Raw genomic sequence first — 18,836 nt, forward strand, 5'->3', positions numbered from 1 at the left:
CTACAGCCAGGCGAGTGCCGATTCAGCCAGTTCGCGCTCCTCATCGATCGCGACGTTCCATATGCTCGGCCCGCCCCCGCGGTCGATCCGCGTGGCTCCAGCATCGTTGACGTCAGGTGCCAGCGCCAGGCCGAGCCAGGCCAGTCGCGCGACGATGCGAGCCCGCAAAACCGGCGCGCGATGGCCGATGCCGCCGGAAAAGACGACATGGTCGAGACCGCCAATTGCCGTGGCCATGGCCGCGATGGACTGCGCAATCCGGACTGCAAAGAGCTCCACGGCAAGCTGGGCCTGCGGGCCGGGATCCGTCAGCAACACGCGCATGTCGCCATGGCCGGCGATTCCGGCAAGGCCTGCACTGCGGTACAGGCCGTTTTCAAGCGCCTGCGCATCCAGGCGTTCATGCCTCAGCAGATACAGCAACGCGCCGGGATCGAGATCTCCGGAGCGGGTAGGGCTCGGGATTCCACCCAGCGGAGTGAGCGCCATGGTGGTGTCGCGGCTGCGGCCGCCCTCGACGGCGCAGACGCTGCAGCCACCCCCCAGATGCGCGAAGACAGCGCGGCCCTTCAGGATTCCAGCGTCGTGGCTGGCCACTATGCGGAGCGCGGAGGCAAAGGCGAGTCCATGGAAACCGTAGCGGCGGATGCCCAGCGCATCCCATGCTTCAGGGACAGGCAAGCGCCGGCTCCAGGGCGCGAGCGACGCGTGGAAGTCGGTGTCGAAGGCCACGCCTTGGCGCGCGTGCGGCCAACGCATGCGCGCGGCACGCGCGAAAGCGAGGGCTACCGGCTGGTGCAAGGGTGCGAACGGCACCAATGCATCCAGTTTCGCGAGCACGGTTTCGTCGAGCTCGCGGGCGTCGTGCAGGTCACCGCCATGTACGATTCGGTGCACCACCACGTCGGGGCTGGGCCACGGCTCCGACAATGCCTCGAGCAGGGTGGCAAGGCGCTCCTGCGCATCCACGCCGACTGGAATTTCGGCCCGGGAGCGCTCGAGCAGACGAGACTGCGCGCCGTGTCCCTCAGTGTTGAACAGATAGGACGCGCCCTTGAGGGTGGACGAGCCAACGTTGAGTGCAAGAAGCCGGCGCGTGGTCACAGGTGTCCCCGAATCATGTTCATGGGGACCGCACCGCCCGGCGCAACAACTGCGCATTGATTGCCACAACGACGGTGCTCAGCGACATGAGCACTGCCCCAAGCGCAGGTTGCAGCAGGATCCCCCATGCGGCGAGAACGCCAGCGGCGAGAGGGATGGCGACGATGTTGTAGCCGGCGGCCCACCACAGGTTCTGGATCATCTTGCGATAGGTGGCCTTGCTCAATTCGATGATCGCTGGCACGTCGCGCGGGTCGCTGCGCACGAGTACGACGTCGCCGGCCTCGACCGCGACGTCCGTCCCTGTGCCGATGGCGATGCCGACGTCGGACGTGAGCAGCGCCGGAGCGTCATTGACACCGTCACCCACCATCGCGACGCGCTTGCCCTGGGCCTGCAGCTCCTCGATCTTTGCCACCTTGTCCTCGGGCAATACCTCGGCGAAGACGGTGTCGATGTTGAGTTCCTTCGCGACCGCGTTTGCGACCGCCGTGGAATCACCCGTCAGCAGGACAACCTCCAGTCCTTCGTCGTGCAGCCGCTTGACCGCGTCGAACGATTCGGGACGGATGGCATCCGCGATCGCAAATACGGCGAGCACCCGGTCGCCTTCCACCAGGTAGGTTGCAGATTGACCATCGGCTGCCGCTGATTCGGCAGCCCGCCGAAGCGTCTCCGGCGGTTCGACCGCGAGCATTCTCAACAGACCCGGCCCGCCAACGTGAAGCGAGCGCTCCTCGACGACTGCGCGCACGCCGCGTCCCGGCATGGACTCGAAGTCCTGCGACATCGGAACGTCGATGCCATGTTCCTTGGCGCTGGTCATCAGCGCCTGCGCGATCGGATGTTCAGCGTCGCGCTGGACCGACGCGGCCACGCGAAGCACCTCGTCGTCGGTGAGTCCATCGGCGGCAGTGGTCTTCACGACGCGGTGCGAACCGAGCGTGAGCGTGCCTGTCTTGTCGAACACGACCGTGTTCAGCAAACGGGCCTCTTCCAGGCCGCGTCGATCGCGCACGAGCAGGCCGTTCCGTGCGCCAATCGTGGTCGAGATGGCGGTCACCAGCGGGATGGCCAAACCCAGCGCATGGGGACAGGCGATCACGAGCACGGTCACTACGCGCTCGATCGTGAAGCTCCACGGTCGACCGAGGAGTGGCCAGACAATGGCGGTAACCGCGGCGGAGACGATGGCGATGATCGTGAGGTAGAACGCCGCCCGGTCCGCCAGGGCCTGGGCGCGCGAGCGCGACGTCTGGGCCTGCTCGACGAGCCGCATGATACCCGCGAGCGCGGTCTCGTCGCCGGTTCCCGTCACCTCGACACGCAACGAGCCCTGTCCGTTGACGGTGCCGGCGATCACCCGGTCGCCCGTCGACTTGTCCATCGGCTTGGACTCGCCGGTGATCATCGCTTCGTTGACGGCGCTGGTCCCTTCCTTCACGACGCCGTCGGCGGGAATGCTCGCGCCGGGCCTGATGAGCAGCAGGTCGCCGCGCTTCAGTTCCGCGACAGGGACTTCCTTCGCGGTACCGGCCTCATCCAACCGCACCGCCATATCAGGCAGCAGCTTCGCGAGTTCCTTGAGAGCGCCCTGTGCCTGGTTGATCGAACGCATCTCGATCCAGTGGCCGAGCAACATGATCGCCACCAGCGTCGCCAGCTCCCACCACAGGTCCAAGCCCTCGACGACGCCGAGCGTGACCAACGCGCTGTAAAGGAAGGCGACGGTGATCGCAAGCGAGATCAGCGTCATCATGCCCGGCAGGCGATTTCTCAGCTCGTGGTATCCGCCGCGGAGGAACGGCGAGCCGCCGTAGAAGTACACGATCGTGCCGAACACCGCCGGGATGTACGCCGACCCCGGGAACTGTGGTGCGGTGTAGTCGAACCAATGCTGGATCATCCCGCTGCAGATCAGAGTGGGGATGGTCAGCAGCAGCGTGAGCCAGAACTTGTCGCGGAAGCTCGCCACGCTGTGGCCGGCATGCTTGTCGTGCCCGGCATGGACGTCACCTTCAGCACCCGTGCGGGGATGCGGCGGTTGCTCGCCGTGCGCCTGATGATCTTGATGATGATGATTGTGTTGCGTCATGGGTCTGCCTTCCTGGATGCACTGATGCGCCGGGCACCAGCGGGGAGATAGATCAGTGTTCTGTTACAAGTGTCCCGATCTGGCGATGGCCATCACCAGCCGCAGTGAGAGCAATCCCGCAGCAGCGAAAGCCACCATAGCCAGGAAAGGCATGTGACCGAACACTTGCGGGCCGTCGGAATGCAGGCTCAACAGCGCACCGCTTACGTACAGGCCCAAGGTGACCAGGGCCAACGCCAGCCGGTTGCCCGTGCGCGCGATTGCCTCCTGCGTGGAACTCAGGCCATGGTGGTGTACGGAGAAGGCGGGTCGTCCGTCGCTCAGTTGCGCCTGCCGCAACAGGTCGGTGGCGATCTGTGGCAGTTGGCGCGCAGTGCGGGCCAGCCGCATGGCAAGCGGCCTGTTGCCGCTGGGGCGGCTGGCTTCGGCAATGTCGGCGATCGCGGCCGCCTGCGCGGACAGCGTCCCCAGCAGGTCCAGATTCGGATCCAGCGCCCGCAGCGTGTTCTCGACCAGGAACAGCGTCCGGATCAGGGACAGCAGGTGGGCCGGAAGCCGGAAGCCAGCGCCCTGCCCAATGCGTGCCACGCGCCAGATTGCCTCGGCAATGGACCACTGCGCCAGCGGACGGCTGGCCATCTCGGCCAGGATCAGGTGGATCTCGCGCACATGCGAGCGGCGGTCGACCTGCGACGGGAAGAAGCCCATGGCGATCGCTGCATCCAGCACGCCCTCGGCGTCGTCGGCCGCAATGGCCTCGACCATGCCGCCGAGCGCGAGCCGGGATGCAGGGTCGAGCACGCCGATCGATCCAAAGTCATGCAGGCACAGGCGACCGTCGTCAAAGAAGAACAGATTCCCCGGGTGCGGGTCGGCATGGAAGACGCCGGCGCCGAAGAGCTGATGCACGTAGGCACCGAGCAGCGCCCTTGCCAGTGCGGGAGCGGCCGCTGTGCCGTACGCGGCCTCCAGACGGGTCCCGTGGCTTCGATCCTGCACAAGCACGTTGCGGGTGGCATACGGCTCGACGACGTGCGGCTGGGTGATGCCGGGCAGGGCATCCAGCACCTTGGCCATGCGCCGCATGTTCTGCGCCTCGTGACGCATGTCGATCTCGTCACGCAGGAATGCGCCTAGTTCGTCCACCAGTTCGAGCGGCCGGTGGCGTTTCAGTGGCGGCCAGATCCACTGGGCGACGCGCATCGTGCGCCGCAGGAGCAGCAGATCCGCCTGCACCTGGGCATGGATCCCGGGGCGGGTGATCTTGACGACCACATCGCGACCATCATGCATGCGCGCTGGATGGATCTGGGCCACTGAAGCCGCGGCCAGGGGCTTGTCATCGAAGCTGGCGAAAAGTTCGCCGACCGGCGCGCCAAACGCCTGTTCGACGATACGCATGGCCTCCTCCGCCGGGAAGGGGGGCACATCGCTGTGCAATCGCGACAGCGCCTCGCGATAGGGCGCCGGCAGCAGGTCCCAGCGCAGGCTCAAGCCCTGGCCCAGCTTGACGAAGGTGGTGCCCAACCCCACCAGTGTGGTGCTGACGTATGCCGGAAGCAGGTCGGGTGCACGTCGGCGCAGGCGCAGCACGGCGACGCCGAGCTTGAGTCCCGCCCAGGCAATCTGGCCTCCGCGCCGCACCGTGCCCGCCATCAACGCGCGCTCCCGGTTGGACAACTCATGGCGTCGACCCACTTGCAGGACGCAGGATCGTGGCCGGATCGCCCCGACCATCCACTGCCGCCAGCTCCGCTTCCGACAACAGGCCGCCCCGGGACTGGCCGAGGACGCCCGCGGCCGCATCGACCACGTGCGCCCAGGTGCTGCGGTTGGCGAACAGCAGTCCCGGCACGTCCAGCGTGCCGCCGCGGTTGACGAAGCCGAGCGCCGCGGTCGTGGCCGGGCCAGTGTCGAGCCGGCGCAGCGCGCCCAGGAAGGGCTCGGGCCGCGTATGCGTGACGAATATGCGCGGCCGTTCCGCCGGGAACAGTGCATGGACCTCGCTGTCGGAGTGCACGTACCGCGCCTCGTCCGGATCGCGCGGCGTGCGGAACCGGCCGGGCTCGCCGAGATAGACGATCGCGGCCGACACGCCACGTTCAACGAGGCGCACCTGCGCGTGGCGCACTTCCTGCAATTGGTAAGCACCGGTGGCGACCAGCAGGATCGCCGCTGTCGCCGGGTTGCCGGCCAGGCACAGCGCACCTTGGGTGGCCAGCGCCTGCGCCTGCGTCGGTGTCAGCTCGTGCGGCACCGGTCGCTTGGGGACGACCAGGGTGGTGACCGTGCCGCGTTGCGCGTAGGCGTGGGCGAGGGCCGCGGCGGCGCCGTTGGCGTCCGGGGGAAACACCACGCGCGATATGTCGGCCATTTCGCCCAGGAGCGCCTCGGCCATGGTCGGATCCTGATGGGACTGCTCGTTCTTCGCGTTCTCCCACGTGTGCGAGGTCAGCACGAGAGGCACGCCCAGCCAGCCGGGCGGTCGCCCCGCCTGTGCCTGGTGACGCGCGAAGATCAATTCCTGGCGCACGGCGCCAAGCATCTTCGGTGCGAACGCCTCGTAGGTGACCACCAGGTTCAGCCCGCCCTTGTTGCCGAGCGCGGCGCATACCACGGCTTCCTCATTAAGCGCGGTGATGACCGCGCCAGTGGTCGATTCCGCGACACCGGGCTCGGGCTCGTGCACCCGGTGCTTCATTGCGTCCAGGGTGCGATCGAGCTTGTTGCTGCGCAGCTCGTCAGGATTGCCCACGCGCACGCGCAGCCCCGGGTTCGCTTCGGCGATGGCGACGAACTGCTCGTCGAGCGCGGTCATCGGCGAGCTCTCGCCGCCGGCGCCGCGGTCGGCGATCGCCGGGACGCGGGGCGGTTCCACCTGGCGATCGGCCAGCGCATGGTCGCGCTCGCGCACGCGCTGCTGGAGGTCGTGGCTGTTGAGTGCGGCAACAGCCTCCTCGAGCTCGGACGCGGCCACGAACAGCGCCGCGGCGCCTTGATTGAAGAGCGCGCGTGCCTCGGCCTCCTTCGACGGATTCCCGGGCAGGGGCAGGTTGTGCGAGGCGTTGGTCCCGGCGCCGGGGAATCCGAAGCCCTTCACGGTTTCGGCAATGCCATAGGGCAGCCGCACGTCGGCATCGGGAACGGCGGCGCCCGCTTGCAGGCGCGACTCCATCACATGGATACCCCACGCGATGCTGGCCGGATCGCGCCCGTCCAGCGCGATCGGATCAAAGCCGTTCAATCGCAGGTGCCGGTCCAGCCACCGCTCGCCGCCCTGCTGGGCGATCTGGCTGCGCTGTTCGATGCGCCGCCCGTTGAGGATGATGATCGGGCTGACCAGCCCGCTGTCCTCGGCACGCCACCAGCGCGGCGCCCAGTCGCTGCCGCGCTGTTCCTCGAACGCACCGTCGCTGAGGAACGCCACCAGGCGTTCGTCCTTGAGCGGTGCATGCACGTACTGCAGTTCGGCAAAGCCGAGATAGCCGCCTTCCATCACGCCCCCGGCGGTGTGCGCATTGACGTGGGAGCCCAGGGGCGACGCCGGTGTTCCGTCCGGATTGAGGGTGTAGGCATAGAAGTCGCCGACGAACCGGCTCAGCCCCGCGTCGGAGCGGTCGTAACGTTCGGCGTGCCGGGCGGTCATGTTGCCAACCAGCACGTTCAGCGCGTCGATGGCGGCCACGCAGTGCCCCTGGCCCATCATCCATGCGCGGGTGACGCCATCCAGGGCGTCCATCAGCAGGTAGCCGGCGTAGGCCGGCACCATGTTGAGGGACCCGCCAGTGTGGCCTTCGGGCGTGGCCTTGAAGTCATCGGCCTCGAGGGCCGCGCCGTCGGTGCGGACCCGCTGGCTGTAGGTCATGTGGGCCACCAGCCACATGCCGGCGCTGGTGACGCGATCGGCCGCGGCGAGCCGCTGCCAGGCGGTGCCGGCATCGGGCGTGCGGCCCAAGGCCACCAGCTCGTGCACCATCTGGCGGACCCGGAGCTGGGTGAGCGGGTCATGTCGGATCACGCCGTAGCCGGCCGCCCAATGGTCAAACGCGGGATCGGCCCGCCGGTGGGCGTCGGCGAGTTCAAGGGTCCGCTGGCGCTCGGCGGCCGACAGCTGGTCGGCGGTGCAGCAGTTGAGATGCAGGTTCATGGGTCCTCCGGGGAGTCGGCCGAAGCGGACATCAGGGTCGATGCCGCGTCAGCGAGGTCCGCGCCGAGCGCGATCGCGTTCGACGGGTGGGCAATGGTGTCGGTACTGACGATGCGGGCCAGACCTGCTTCCTGCAGGCGGGCGTAGGCATCGCCGGCGAACACCGGATGGATGGCGACCAGCAGTGGCGGCGGCAACGACAACCGGCGCAGGTGTGCGAGGGTCTCCAGGATGGTGTGGCCGGACGACACGATGTCGTCGATCAGGACCGGGGTCCGGCCCGCCACGGCCTGCGGGTCGGGCAGGCTGACGCGCACGTCGTAGTCGCCGTGCCGCTCCTTGGCCAGCACCTGGTAGGGCATGCCGGACAGGGCGGCGATGTCCGCTACCCACTGCTCGCTCTCGCTGTCAGGGCCGATCAGCACAGCGTCGGGGACGGTCTCAGCGATCCAGCGGGCCACGGCCGGCGTCGCCGATACGTGGACCGTCGGAATGCGGTAGAGCGACTGCAGGCGCTCGACGCGGTGCAGGTGCGGGTCCACGGTCACCAGCCAGTCGAAAGCCTCTTCGAGGAATTGCGCAAACAGCGGTGTACTGACCGCCTCGCCGCGATGGAAGCGGGTGTCCTGGCGCATATACCCCAGGTAGGGTGCGATGAGGCCGACCGAACGAGCCCCGAACTCGCGCGCGGTCCGGGCGGCGAAGCGCAGCGGGAGGGCCAGGGCATCGGCGTTGCGCAGGCTGGCCAGGATCGCCACATCGGCGCCGTCCAGTGCGTCGTCCAGGGTGACCAGCGACTCGCCATCGGGGAAGTGCCGCCAGGCCACGGGTGCAATGCGCGCCTGCAGGGGCTGGTTGATGGTGCCGGCCAACACGGCATCGGCCGGGAAGGGCATCAGCACACGGGTCATGGAACCTCTCCAAGCACAAAGGGTTGCAGCGTCGCGGCGTGCTCCAGGGCGTAGGCCAGTTCTCCCGGCGACTCCGCATGCAGGGTCATCATGGGCTGTCCGCGCTCGACCGTATCGCCGATCCGCAGACCGGTTTCGAGGCCGGCGGTGGGGGATGTCGGGGCGCCGGCCAGCTTGGCCAGTTTGGCCAGCCTGCGGTTGTCGATCGCCGCGATGCGGCCCGATGCAGGCGCCGGGACGTCGGCGGTGAACGCCGCCCGTGGCGGTTCGCGGAAGCCTCCCTGGGCCTCGCAGATCGCCAGGAACTTGGCCAGCGCCGCCCCGGAATCCAGCACGCCGCGCGCGCGCTCCAGTCCGGTGCCGGCGTTGCTGCCCGCTGCCATGTCCAGCAGCGCCGCGGACAGCGCAAGTGCGCGTTCGCGAAGGTCGGCGGGTGCATCGGCCGCGTTGCGCAGCACCTTGAGCACGTCGTGCGCCTCGAGCGCCGGGCCGATTCCCCGACCCACCGGCTGGGTGCCGTCGGAGCGATGGATGCCCAACTGCAATCCCAGCGCGCCCGCGGTGTGGGCAAGCCGCGTGCCGAGGCTGTGGGCCGCGGCCTCACCTCGCACCTTGGCCGTCGGACCCACCGGCATGTCGATCAGGACGTGGGTGGAGCCCGCGGCTATCTTCTTCGACAGCACGCTGGCGACCAGTTGGCCGTCGCTGTCGAAATCCAGCGGGCGCTGGACCCGGATCAGGATGTCGTCGGCCGGGCTCAGGCGCACGTTGCCACCCCACACGATGCAGCCGCCCTCGCGCTCCACCACCCGGCGCATCGCCGCCAGGTCGAGCGCCACCGGCGCCATCACTTCCATGGTGTCGGCGGTGCCCGCGGGCGACGTGATCGCGCGCGACGAGGTCTTCGGGATGCGGTAGCCCAGCGCAGCCACGATGGCCACCACGATCGGGGTGGTGCGATTGCCCGGCAGGCCACCTACGCAGTGTTTGTCCAGCACCGGCCCTTCGCCCCAGTCCAGGCGCTGGCCCACGGAGATCATGGCTCGCGTCAGCGCGGTCGTCTCCGCATGGTCCAGGCGGTCACCCGCGCTGGCAGTGACGAAAGCTGCAAGCTCCAGGTCCGACAACCTGCTTTCCATCACGTCCTGCACCAGGGCGAAGTACTGCGCGTCGTCCAACCGGGCGCCGAACACCTTGGCACGGAGCGCGCCCGCCGACGCCGCGGGTTCCGCGTGCCTGACGCCGGCGAGGGCGTCGGGCGCGGGATCGAGGAGCGTCCACGCGGCCTCCGACAACGCCACCTCGTCCAGGCCGAGCCGATCGTCGATGACCACGTTCAGCGTCGCCACCAGCGTGCGGGCGTCCACGTCCAGCCTGACGCGCGTCATCGCGGCAAAGCCTTCCGAGCGACAGACCTCGCAGTCGCGGTGCATATAGACCACCGGCTGCTGGTAGGTGTCGATGCCGGCACGGGTGACGCGCAGGCGGGTGTGGCCCGGGGCCTGCGTGGTCATCTCGCATCCTCCAATCCGACTTGCTCCAGGTGCCCCGGCACGCGCGCACGCCAGCCCAGTTCACGCTGCACGCGCCCGCGCAGCGTGTCTGCAGCGTCGGGCTCGCCGTGGGTGAGGTAGACCATGCGCGGCGCGGACGGCGCGGTGCGCATCCAGTCCAGCAGCTCCCCGGCGTCGGCGTGGCCGGAGAAGCCCTCCAGCTGCACCACCTCGGCGCGGATGGGGACCTCGCGGCCGAACATGCGCAACGTGCGCTTGCCTGCCGCCAGCGCGGCACCGCGTGTTCCTCCGGCCTGGTAGCCCGCGAGCAGGATCGCGTTGCGGTCATCGGGGCCGAACGCCTCGATGTGGTGCAGCACGCGCCCGCCGGTGATCATGCCGCTGGCCGAGATGATGATCATCGGCCCGCGCTGGCGGTTGAGTGCCTTCGACTCTTCTACAGTGTTGACGAAGGTGGCCACGTCGAACATCCGCTGGCAGTCCTCGTCGGACACGTGGTGCTCGGAGTGGTGGTCGTGGTAGTGCCGGGTCGCGTTGATCGCCATCGGGCTGTTGAGGTAGACCGGCACGCGAGGGATGTCCTTGCGCTCACGCAGCCGGGCGATATGCAGCATGAGCGCCTGGGCGCGGCCGATGGCAAAGGCGGGAATGACGATCACGCCCCCGCGGGCGGCAACGCGGCGGATGATCGGTGCCAGCTCGGCTTCTTGGTCGATCGGAATGTGTTCCCGATTGCCATATGTGGATTCGCAGACCAGGACGTCACAGGCGGGCAGGGGCGTCGGCGGATTCATCAGCGACTCCTGCTGCCGTCCCAGGTCGCCACTGAAGTGCAGGCGCTGGCCCTGGACGTCAAGGCTGACATGGGCAGCGCCCAGGATGTGGCTGGCAGGATGGAAGCGGATCGTGACGCCTGATGCGACCTCGATGTCGCGACCATAGTCATGCCCCTTGAGCTGCTTCAGGCTGCGGCGGGCGTCATCCTCGGTATAAAGCGGCCGTGGTTCCTTGTGCTTGGAGTACCCCTTGCGGGCCGCGTACTTGGCCTCCTCTTCGAGCAGGTGTCCGCTGTCGGGAAGCAGCAGGCCGCACAGGGCCACGCTGCCATGGGTGCAGTGGATCCGGCCGCGGAACCCTTGTTTGACCAGTGCGGGCAAGTAGCCCGAATGGTCCAGGTGGGCGTGGGTCAGGACCACCGCGTCGATTGATGACGCCTCGACGGGAAACGGAGCCCAGTTGCGCTCGCGCAATTGCTTGTAGCCCTGGAACAGGCCGCAGTCCACGAGCACGCGCTGACCGTTGGCCTCGACCAGGTAGCGCGAGCCGGTCACGGTGCCCGCGGCACCGAGGAATTGCAGGGTGGGGTTGGAAGACGCTGTCATGGTGTGGCTCCTGTCCTGGAAGGGAAGTGATTGCGGAGGGCATGGCGAGGGCCGAGGCGCATCTGCATCGCCCGCGCGCCTGTCAGGGGCGGATCAGCTCCACTGTGTCGTTGACCTTGGGGCTCCCGGAGATCACTTCAGCCTCCGCGTAGTGGCTGTCGAACAGTTCGACGATGCGCACTTGGCCAACGTTCTCGCGGCGGTAGCGTGGACCGCCGGCCCGCGAATGCCGGATACGGCGCTTGTGCCGGATCACGTCCAGCACCTGCCCGACCTGGGCACCGTCGGCCTGCCCGACACAGACCACAAGCGTTCCGTCCTGCTTTTCCAGCACCTGGCCGCGCATCAACACGTTGTGGCGGAACCCACCCTCGTTCGCGGAGACGACCCCCGGCAATGCGAACGCGAGCGCGAGGGCCAGTGCGGCGACCCAATGGCTGCGATTGGTACCTCGGGGTCTGGAATGGGCGACGTGTGTGACCGTATTCATGGTGTGGACTCCTTAGATGGGCTGCGAGGGGTGGCGGCATCCGCCAGTGGAAGGCGTTTGAGCAGCAACGCGTTGAGGGCGACGATCACCGAACTGCCCGACATCGACAGCGCGGCGATTTCTGGCGACAGCACGAACGGATAGAGCACACCGGCCGCCAGCGGAAAGGCCAGCACGTTGTAGCCCACGGCCCAGCCCAGATTCTGATGCATCTTGCGCAGAGTGGCGTGGGCGATGGTGGTCGCGCGAACGACGTCATAAGGGTCGCTGTGCATGAGCACGATGTCGGCACTCTCGATGGCGACGTCGGTGCCGGCGCCGATCGCGAACCCAACGTCGGCTTGGGTGAGCGCCGGTGCGTCGTTGATGCCGTCGCCCACCATGCCGACCTTGAGGCCCTGCGACTGCAGCTTGATGACCTCATCGGCCTTGCCGCCCGGCAGCACGTCGGCCAGCACGATGTCGATTCCCAGGTCCTGTGCCACGCGCTCGGCCGTGGGGCGGTTGTCGCCGGTGATCATCGCCACCTTGATGTTGCGCCGGTGCAATTCGTCGATGGCCGCGCGCGAGGTCTCCCGGATCGCGTCGGCAATCGCGAAGAAGCCTGCGAGCCGGTCACCCACCCCGGCATAGATCACCGTGCGACCGGCACCGGTGAGGCGCGCAGCCTCCGCTTCCAATACCGAGAGGTCGATGCCGTGCTCGACCATCAGGATCCGGTTGCCCAGCACCACCTGCACCCCGTCAACCACGCCGGTAGCGCCCTGGCCATCGATGTTGGTGAACGCGGTAGCGCGCTCGGCTACCGGACCGGCACGCTTCAGGATGGCCTGCGCCAGCGGGTGCTCGGAGTGCGCCTCGACCGCGGCGGCCGCGGCCAGCAACCGCTCCTGCGTCCAGCCCGGCGCGACCGCCATGTCGACCACCTCGGGGGCGCCGACCGTCAGGGTGCCGGTCTTGTCGAAGATCACCACGTCCAGGCGTGCGCTCTTCTCAATCGATTCGGCATGCTTGAAGAGGATGCCGTGTCGTGCCCCCAGGCCAGTGCCGATCATGATCGCCATCGGCGTGGCCAAACCGAGTGCATCGGGGCAGGCGATGACGAAGACGGTGATCGTCAGCGTGAGCGCGAACAGCAGCGGCTGTCCCAGCCACCAGAACCAGACCGCGAAGGTCAGCAGCCCGATCACGATCGCAGCCAGCACCAGCCATTGCGAGGCGCGGTCGGCGAGCAGCTGCGCGGGCGCCTTGGAGTTCTGCGCGGTCTGGACCAGCTTGATGATCTGCGCCAGTGCCGTGTCGCTGCCGATCTTGGTGGCGGTGTAGGCGAATGCGCCGCTCTTGTTGATCGATCCGCCGACGACGGACTCTCCGGGATCCTTGCGCACCGGCATCGACTCGCCGGTCAGCATGGATTCGTCGACCTGAGAGCTGCCTTCCGTCACGATGCCATCGACCGGGATCTTCGCCCCGGGCCGCACGATCACGGTCTCGCCGACCAGCACTTCAGCGGTGGGAATGTCGAGCTCCTGCCCCTCGCGCCGGACGACCGCGCGGGGTGGGGACAGCTTCAGCAGCGCTTTCATGGCGTCCGAGGCGCCGGCGCGAGCCCGCATCTCGAGCCAGTGGCCAAGCAGGACGAAGGTCAGCAGGACGGCCGAGGCCTCGTAGAAGTTCGGCCCGTCGAAGAAGAACGTCGACGCGATGCTGAAACCGTAACCTGTGCCCACGCTCAGGAGCACCAGGACCGCCATGTCCAGCACACCCCGTCGCAGGGACCGGATCGCGGCGCTGAAGAATGGCCAGCCCGGATACAGCACGGCGCCGGTCGCCAGCAGGAACAACCAGACGTTCTCGCGCAGTCCGAACGGCACCGGCGGCGGCTCTATCAGCCCGCCCATGGGCGACCACACGAATACCGGGATCGCGAAGGCGAGGGCGACCAGGAAGCGGCGGCCCATGTCGCGCGCCGCGGCGTGCAGATCGCTGCCGTGGTTCATGCCCGCATGGGCGTCGTGGCCCCCGGCATCCGTGGCGTCATCGCCGTGGCCGGCGTGGGCGTCAGCGGGGCGCTCTGCGGCCAATTCCTGTCCGTGCCCGGCATGCGCAGCATGGGCGTGCGCGCCTGCGGCGGGGTCGGCATCGGGCATCGGCGCGTTGCATTGGAAGCCGCAGTCGCGGATCGCGGTGGCGACCGCGCCCGCCGACAGGCGGGCCGGGTCGTAGGACACCTGCAGGGTCGCGGTAGCGAAATTCGCGCTGGTGGCGTTGACTCCAGGCAGCGCGGCCACGGCCTTCTCCAGCGTGCGCGCGCAGCCGGCACTCACCATGTCGCCGATGGGCCAGGTGCGCGTGCGCACAGTGGGTTTGTGGACGTGCGTCATCGGGTTTCTCCTTGGGATGGAGCGGGGCCGCGCCGGCGTCGCGGGATGAAGGCCGGCACTTCCTGCATGTAGCGGACGTAGTCGTCGCCGAAGCGGCTCAAGCAGTCTTTTTCCTCACGACGCGCCAGGCGGGCATAGGCCCACACGAGCACTGGATAGCTGGCGAGCGTGAGCAGCGTGGGCCACTGCAGCAGGAAACCGGTCAGCACGAGCAGGAAGGCGACGTACTGCGGGTGACGCATGCGCGCATACACGCCCTCGCGGGCGAGCCGGCCTTCACGCTGTGCCCGATACAGCACCGGCCAGGCGGCCGACAGCAGCCAGAAGCCGCCGCCGATCAGGACGAAGCTTGCGATGTGGAATGGGCCGAAATGCGGGTTGGCGCGCCAGCCGAACCACATCTCGAGCAGATGGCCCGCGTCATGGCTCAGCCAGTCCACCTGCGGATAGTTGGCGCTGAGCCAGCCGCCCAGGACGTACAGCGTCAGCGGGAAGCCATACATTTCCGCGAACAGGGCCACGACGAAGGCGGAGAACATACCGAACCCACGCCAGTCCCAACGGGTCAGCGGTTTGTAGAAGCTCCAGGCGAAGAAGATGAAGAACGCGGCGTTGATGGCGGCGAGGAGCCAAAGACCGTAGCCGGAGTCGGGTGCCTGCATGTCAGTGCCCTCCGTTCGAGGTGTCGGACGTTTCGTCGTTCAGTGCCCGCTTGCTACGGCTCTCATGCTGGCCATGGGGTGTGTCGTCGGCATTGCCGTCGCGCCCATGACTTCCGGAACCTCCATGACCGCCATGCCCCTTGTGCATGAACACATGCATCAAGGGACATAGCAGCAGGATGGCCAGGGGCAACCAGCGAAGCGTCCCCCCAAGGTGGGCGCGGTGCTCGACGGCGAGATAGAACACGGCCAGCGCCAGGAAGATCCAGAAGACCCAGCGTCGGGAGCCTGAGGGGGCAGGACTGGAGGCTGTCATGGCAAATTCTCCTCTGTGGGGCGGCGTCCAAGAAGTCGCCGGGGGGTGGACTTGACGAACCCGCCGCCTTCAGCAGCGGCAACAGATTCGATCAATGCGCAGACGTCATCGCCAGTCGGAATGGAGTCCGGAAGCTCCGCCCAGGCGTGGATGGCACGCTCCATTCGTCCGTGCATGGCGAGCAGCCTGTCCAGTTGTTGGCGGGTGTCGTCGAGCCTGCGCCGAATGATGTCCCGCACAAGCGGACAGGGACTATGTCGCAGCAGGCTGTGGTGGATGATTTCCTCGATTTCCCCCAGCGTGAAGCCAAGGTGTTGCGCCGTGCGAATGAAGTGCAGGCGAAGGAGCTCCGAGGTGGAGAACAACTGGTAGCCGCCCTCGGTATGCGTGGCCGCTTGCAACAGACCGCGCCGCAGGTAGTTGCGCACCACATGCACCGTGACATCGCCCTGCCGTGCCAGCTGGCGGACCGTCATCAGCGGCAGCGTCACTTCTTCCTTGGTCGTCATCGGCTTGCTCCCGGCGAGGTGTTGATCAGGCTAGACCTGTGTCTCGCACACAGGTCAACCGGCCTTGCGGTGGGCGAAGCCAGTAACGCGCGAATTGGCCGTGGACGGACGGATGTTCGCGGCCACAGTTGCATGAGCCGTCGGTCCCTGCCTGCGTTGAACGGCCCCATCACTACTTCTCCTTGGGTAGTGCGGAGGAGGGGTGCGGCTTCCTGGCCAGCTGCCGCTGCTTGATCAGCGAGTACAGCGCCGGGATCACGACCAGGGTGAGGATGGTCGAAGACACCATGCCACCTACCATCGGCGCAGCGATTCGGCGCATGACTTCCGAGCCAGTACCGCTGCTCCACATGATGGGCAGCAGGCCCGCCATGATCGCGACCACGGTCATCATCTTCGGGCGCACGCGGTCGACCGCGCCTTCGATGATGGCCTCGCGCAGGTCCCGTGAATCCAGTGCCCGGCCTTCGGCCTGCCTCTGCGCGGCACGCGCTTCAAGTGCGTGGTCGAGGTAGATCAGCATCACCACGCCGGTTTCCGCGGCGACGCCGGCCAGCGCGATGAAGCCCACGATCACCGCGACGCTGGTGTTGTAGTCGAGCATCCACATCAGCCAGATGCCACCGACCAGTGCGAAGGGCACCGACAGCATCACGATCAGCGACTCGGTGACACGGCGGAAGTTGAGGTACAGCAGCAGGAAAATCAGCGCCAGCGTCACCGGAACGACGACACGCATCTTCTCCGCGGCACGTTGCATGTATTCGTACTGTCCACTCCAGGTCACGTAGTAGCCAGGCGGGAACTGCACCTGCTCGGTGACCGCTTCCTGCGCAGCCTTCACGTAGCGGCCGAGATCGCTCTCTCGGGTGTCGACGTAGATGTACGCCGCCAGCATCGCGTTCTCGGTGCGGATGCTCGGCGCACCCTTCCTGACCTCAATCCGCGCCAGTTCGCCCAGCGGCACCTGGGCGCCGCCGGGCACCGGCACAAGGACTTGGCTGCCTATCCGGTGCGGATCGTCGCGGAGTTCGCGGGGATAGCGCACGATCGCGCTGAAGCGTTCGCGGCCCTGGAGGATGGTGGTGACGATCTCGCCGCCCAGCGCGGCGGCCACCACGTTCTGCACCTCGCCCAGGGTGACGCCGTACTGGGCCAGGCTGCCAAGGTCGGGGGTGATGTCGAGGTAGTAGGCGCCGGTCAGGCGTTCGGCGAACGCGCTGGTCGTGCCCGGCACTTCGCGCACCACGGCTTCGATCTCGGTGGCCAGCGCGTCGAGTTGCTCAAGGTCCGTGCCGAAGAGTTTGATGCCCACGGGCGTGCGGATGCCGGTGGCCAGCATGTCGGTGCGCGCCTTGATCGGCATCGTCCAGGAGTTGGCGACGCCCGGGAACTTCAGCGCCGCGTCCATCTCGGCGATGAGCTTGTCGGTGGTCATGCCGTCCCGCCATTCGTCCTCGGGCTTGAGGTTGATGACGGTCTCGAACATCTCCAGCGGTGCGGGATCGGTGGCCGTCAGGGCACGGCCCGCCTTGCCGAACACCGACTCCACTTCCGGGAAGCCCTTGATGATCCGGTCCTGCTGCTGCAGCAGCTCCGAGGCCTTGGTCACCGACATGCCCGGAAGCGACGCGGGCATGTACAGCAGCGTGCCTTCGTTGAGGGTTGGCATGAACTCGCTGCCCAGCCGCGATGCAGGCCACAGGCTTGCAAACAGGGCGGCCAACGCAAACATGATTGTGGCCATGCGATGCCGCAGAACGACGTTGATCACCGGCCGATAGGCCGCAACCAGGAACCGGTTCACCGGATTCTTGTGCTCGGGCACGATCTTGCCGCGCACGAACAGCAGCATGAGTACCGGTACCAGCGTGATCGACAACAGCGCGCCACCGGCCATCGCGAAGGTCTTGGTGAAGGCCAGCGGCTTGAACAGGCGACCTTCCTGAGCCTCCAGGGCGAACACGGGCAGGAACGAGACGGTGATGATCATCAGGCTGAAGAACAGCGCCGGCCCGACCTCGCGACAGGCATCGATGATCAGCTGGGTCCGGCTGCGGGAGCCGTCGGAGCGCTCGATGTGCTTGTGCGCGTTCTCGATCATCACGATCGCCGCGTCGACCATCACGCCAATCGAGATCGCGATGCCGCCCAGGCTCATGATGTTGGAGTTCATGCCCAGCATGCGCATCGCGATCACCGCGATCAGCACGCCGACGGGCAGCATGACGATCGCGACCAGCGCGCTGCGCGCATGGAACAGGAATACCAGGCACACCAGTGCGACGATCAGGCTCTCCTCGAGCAGCGTCGTGCGTAGCGTCTTGATCGCGCGCACGATGAGATCGGAGCGGTCGTAGACCGCCTGGACGCTGACGCCCTCGGGGAGTCCACTCGCAAGCTGGGCGATCTTGTCCTTCACCCCCCCGATCACGGCCAGGGCGTTTTCGCCGAAGCGCGCAATGACGATCCCGCCCACAACGTCGCCTTCGCCGTCCAGGTCGACGATGCCACGGCGCTCATCGGGTACCAGTTCGACCCGGGCGACGTCGCCGATCAGCACCGGTGCGCCCCCTTCGGCGCGCAGAACCAGGCTCTCGATATCCTCGATACCGCGCAGGTAGCCGCGGCCCCGCACCATGTACTCGGTCTCGGCCATCTCGATCACGCGGCCGCCGACGTCGCGGTTGCTCTCGGCGATCACCTCGGACACGCGTGAAATCGGGATGTCGAACTCGCGCAGCCGGACCGGATCGACGGTGATCGAGTACTGGCGCACGAAGCCGCCGACGCTGGCGACCTCGGCCACGCCGGGCGCGGTGGTGAGCTGGTAACGCAGGTACCAGTCCTGCATCGCGCGCAGCTCGTCCAGCGAGTGGCGGTCGCTCTGCAGCACGTACTGGTAGACCCAGCCCACGCCGGACGCGTCGGGTCCCAGTGCCGGTGCCACGCCAGCCGGCAGGTTTTTCGACGCGACGTTGAGGTTCTCGAGCACGCGCGAGCGCGCCCAGTACAGGTCCGTGCCTTCTTCGAAGATGACGTAGATGAAGGAGGCGCCGAAGAACGAGAAGCCGCGGACGTCCTTCGACTTCGGCGTCGCGAGCAGGGCGCTGGTCAGCGGATAGGTGACCTGGTCCTCGACCACCTGGGGCGCCTGCCCCGGGTACTCCGTGAACACGATCACCTGCACGTCCGACAGATCCGGTTGTGCGTCCAGCGGCGTGTTCATCAGTGCGTAGATGCCACCGGCGACAATCGCCAGCGCCATCAGCAGCACCAGGAAGACGTTGCGCACCGACCATTCAACGAGACGGCCAAGCAT

The 18,836-nt window shown here is 67.5% G+C and carries 13 protein-coding genes; all 13 read right to left on the reverse strand.

Translation table 11 applies throughout. From position 1 onward, the window contains the following. The gene (locus B2527_RS18800; protein WP_036196077.1) at positions 1-1,104 is read right to left on the reverse strand and encodes an acetate/propionate family kinase; all 1,104 of its coding nucleotides are present in this window, start codon (positions 1,102-1,104) and stop codon (positions 1-3) included. Between the two features lie 19 nt (positions 1,105-1,123). Continuing rightward, positions 1,124-3,199, reverse strand: coding sequence for a heavy metal translocating P-type ATPase (locus tag B2527_RS18805; RefSeq protein WP_293717251.1), 2,076 nt, complete (start codon positions 3,197-3,199; stop codon positions 1,124-1,126). Between the two features lie 63 nt (positions 3,200-3,262). Continuing rightward, positions 3,263-4,855, reverse strand: a complete 1,593-nt coding sequence (locus tag B2527_RS18810; RefSeq protein WP_017355174.1) for an ABC1 kinase family protein — start codon at positions 4,853-4,855, stop codon at positions 3,263-3,265. A 25-nt stretch (positions 4,856-4,880) separates the two neighbouring features. Then, positions 4,881-7,346 (reverse strand): hypothetical protein, encoded by a 2,466-nt coding sequence (locus B2527_RS18815; protein ID WP_017355175.1) that lies wholly within the window; start codon positions 7,344-7,346, stop codon positions 4,881-4,883. Next, entirely contained in the window at positions 7,343-8,257 is a 915-nt protein-coding gene (locus B2527_RS18820; protein ID WP_017355176.1) for a ribose-phosphate diphosphokinase, read from the reverse strand. Before B2527_RS18820 ends, B2527_RS18815 begins: the two co-directional genes overlap by 4 nt. Next, positions 8,254-9,771, reverse strand: a complete 1,518-nt coding sequence (locus tag B2527_RS18825) for a thymidine phosphorylase family protein (RefSeq protein ID WP_049404647.1) — start codon at positions 9,769-9,771, stop codon at positions 8,254-8,256. The genes B2527_RS18820 and B2527_RS18825 overlap by 4 nt, the downstream gene beginning before the upstream one ends. Then, positions 9,768-11,153: an MBL fold metallo-hydrolase RNA specificity domain-containing protein gene (locus tag B2527_RS18830; RefSeq protein WP_293717252.1), complete on the reverse strand. Its 1,386-nt coding sequence runs from the start codon at positions 11,151-11,153 to the stop codon at positions 9,768-9,770. The genes B2527_RS18825 and B2527_RS18830 overlap by 4 nt, the downstream gene beginning before the upstream one ends. Positions 11,154-11,235: 82 nt before the next feature. Continuing rightward, a complete protein-coding gene (locus tag B2527_RS18835) occupies positions 11,236-11,643 on the reverse strand; it encodes a hypothetical protein (protein ID WP_049436410.1) in 408 nt (135 codons plus the stop codon). Then, positions 11,640-14,027 carry a heavy metal translocating P-type ATPase gene (locus B2527_RS18840; RefSeq protein WP_049404642.1) on the reverse strand — a complete coding sequence of 796 codons (2,388 nt, stop codon included), beginning with the start codon at positions 14,025-14,027 and terminating at the stop codon, positions 11,640-11,642. Before B2527_RS18840 ends, B2527_RS18835 begins: the two co-directional genes overlap by 4 nt. Then, positions 14,024-14,689: a methyltransferase family protein gene (locus B2527_RS18845; protein ID WP_017357195.1), complete on the reverse strand. Its 666-nt coding sequence runs from the start codon at positions 14,687-14,689 to the stop codon at positions 14,024-14,026. The genes B2527_RS18840 and B2527_RS18845 overlap by 4 nt, the downstream gene beginning before the upstream one ends. 1 nt (position 14,690) lies before the next feature. Beyond that, positions 14,691-15,005 carry a DUF2933 domain-containing protein gene (locus B2527_RS18850; protein WP_065427866.1) on the reverse strand — a complete coding sequence of 105 codons (315 nt, stop codon included), beginning with the start codon at positions 15,003-15,005 and terminating at the stop codon, positions 14,691-14,693. After that, entirely contained in the window at positions 15,002-15,514 is a 513-nt protein-coding gene (locus tag B2527_RS18855) for a MerR family transcriptional regulator (protein WP_017357196.1), read from the reverse strand. Before B2527_RS18855 ends, B2527_RS18850 begins: the two co-directional genes overlap by 4 nt. Positions 15,515-15,686: 172 nt before the next feature. After that, entirely contained in the window at positions 15,687-18,836 is a 3,150-nt protein-coding gene (locus B2527_RS18860) for an efflux RND transporter permease subunit (protein WP_049404640.1), read from the reverse strand.

Origin of the sequence: Stenotrophomonas sp. UBA7606 (assembly GCF_002477705.1) — a bacterium.
In the GTDB taxonomy this organism is placed as follows: Bacteria; Pseudomonadota; Gammaproteobacteria; order Xanthomonadales; family Xanthomonadaceae; genus Stenotrophomonas.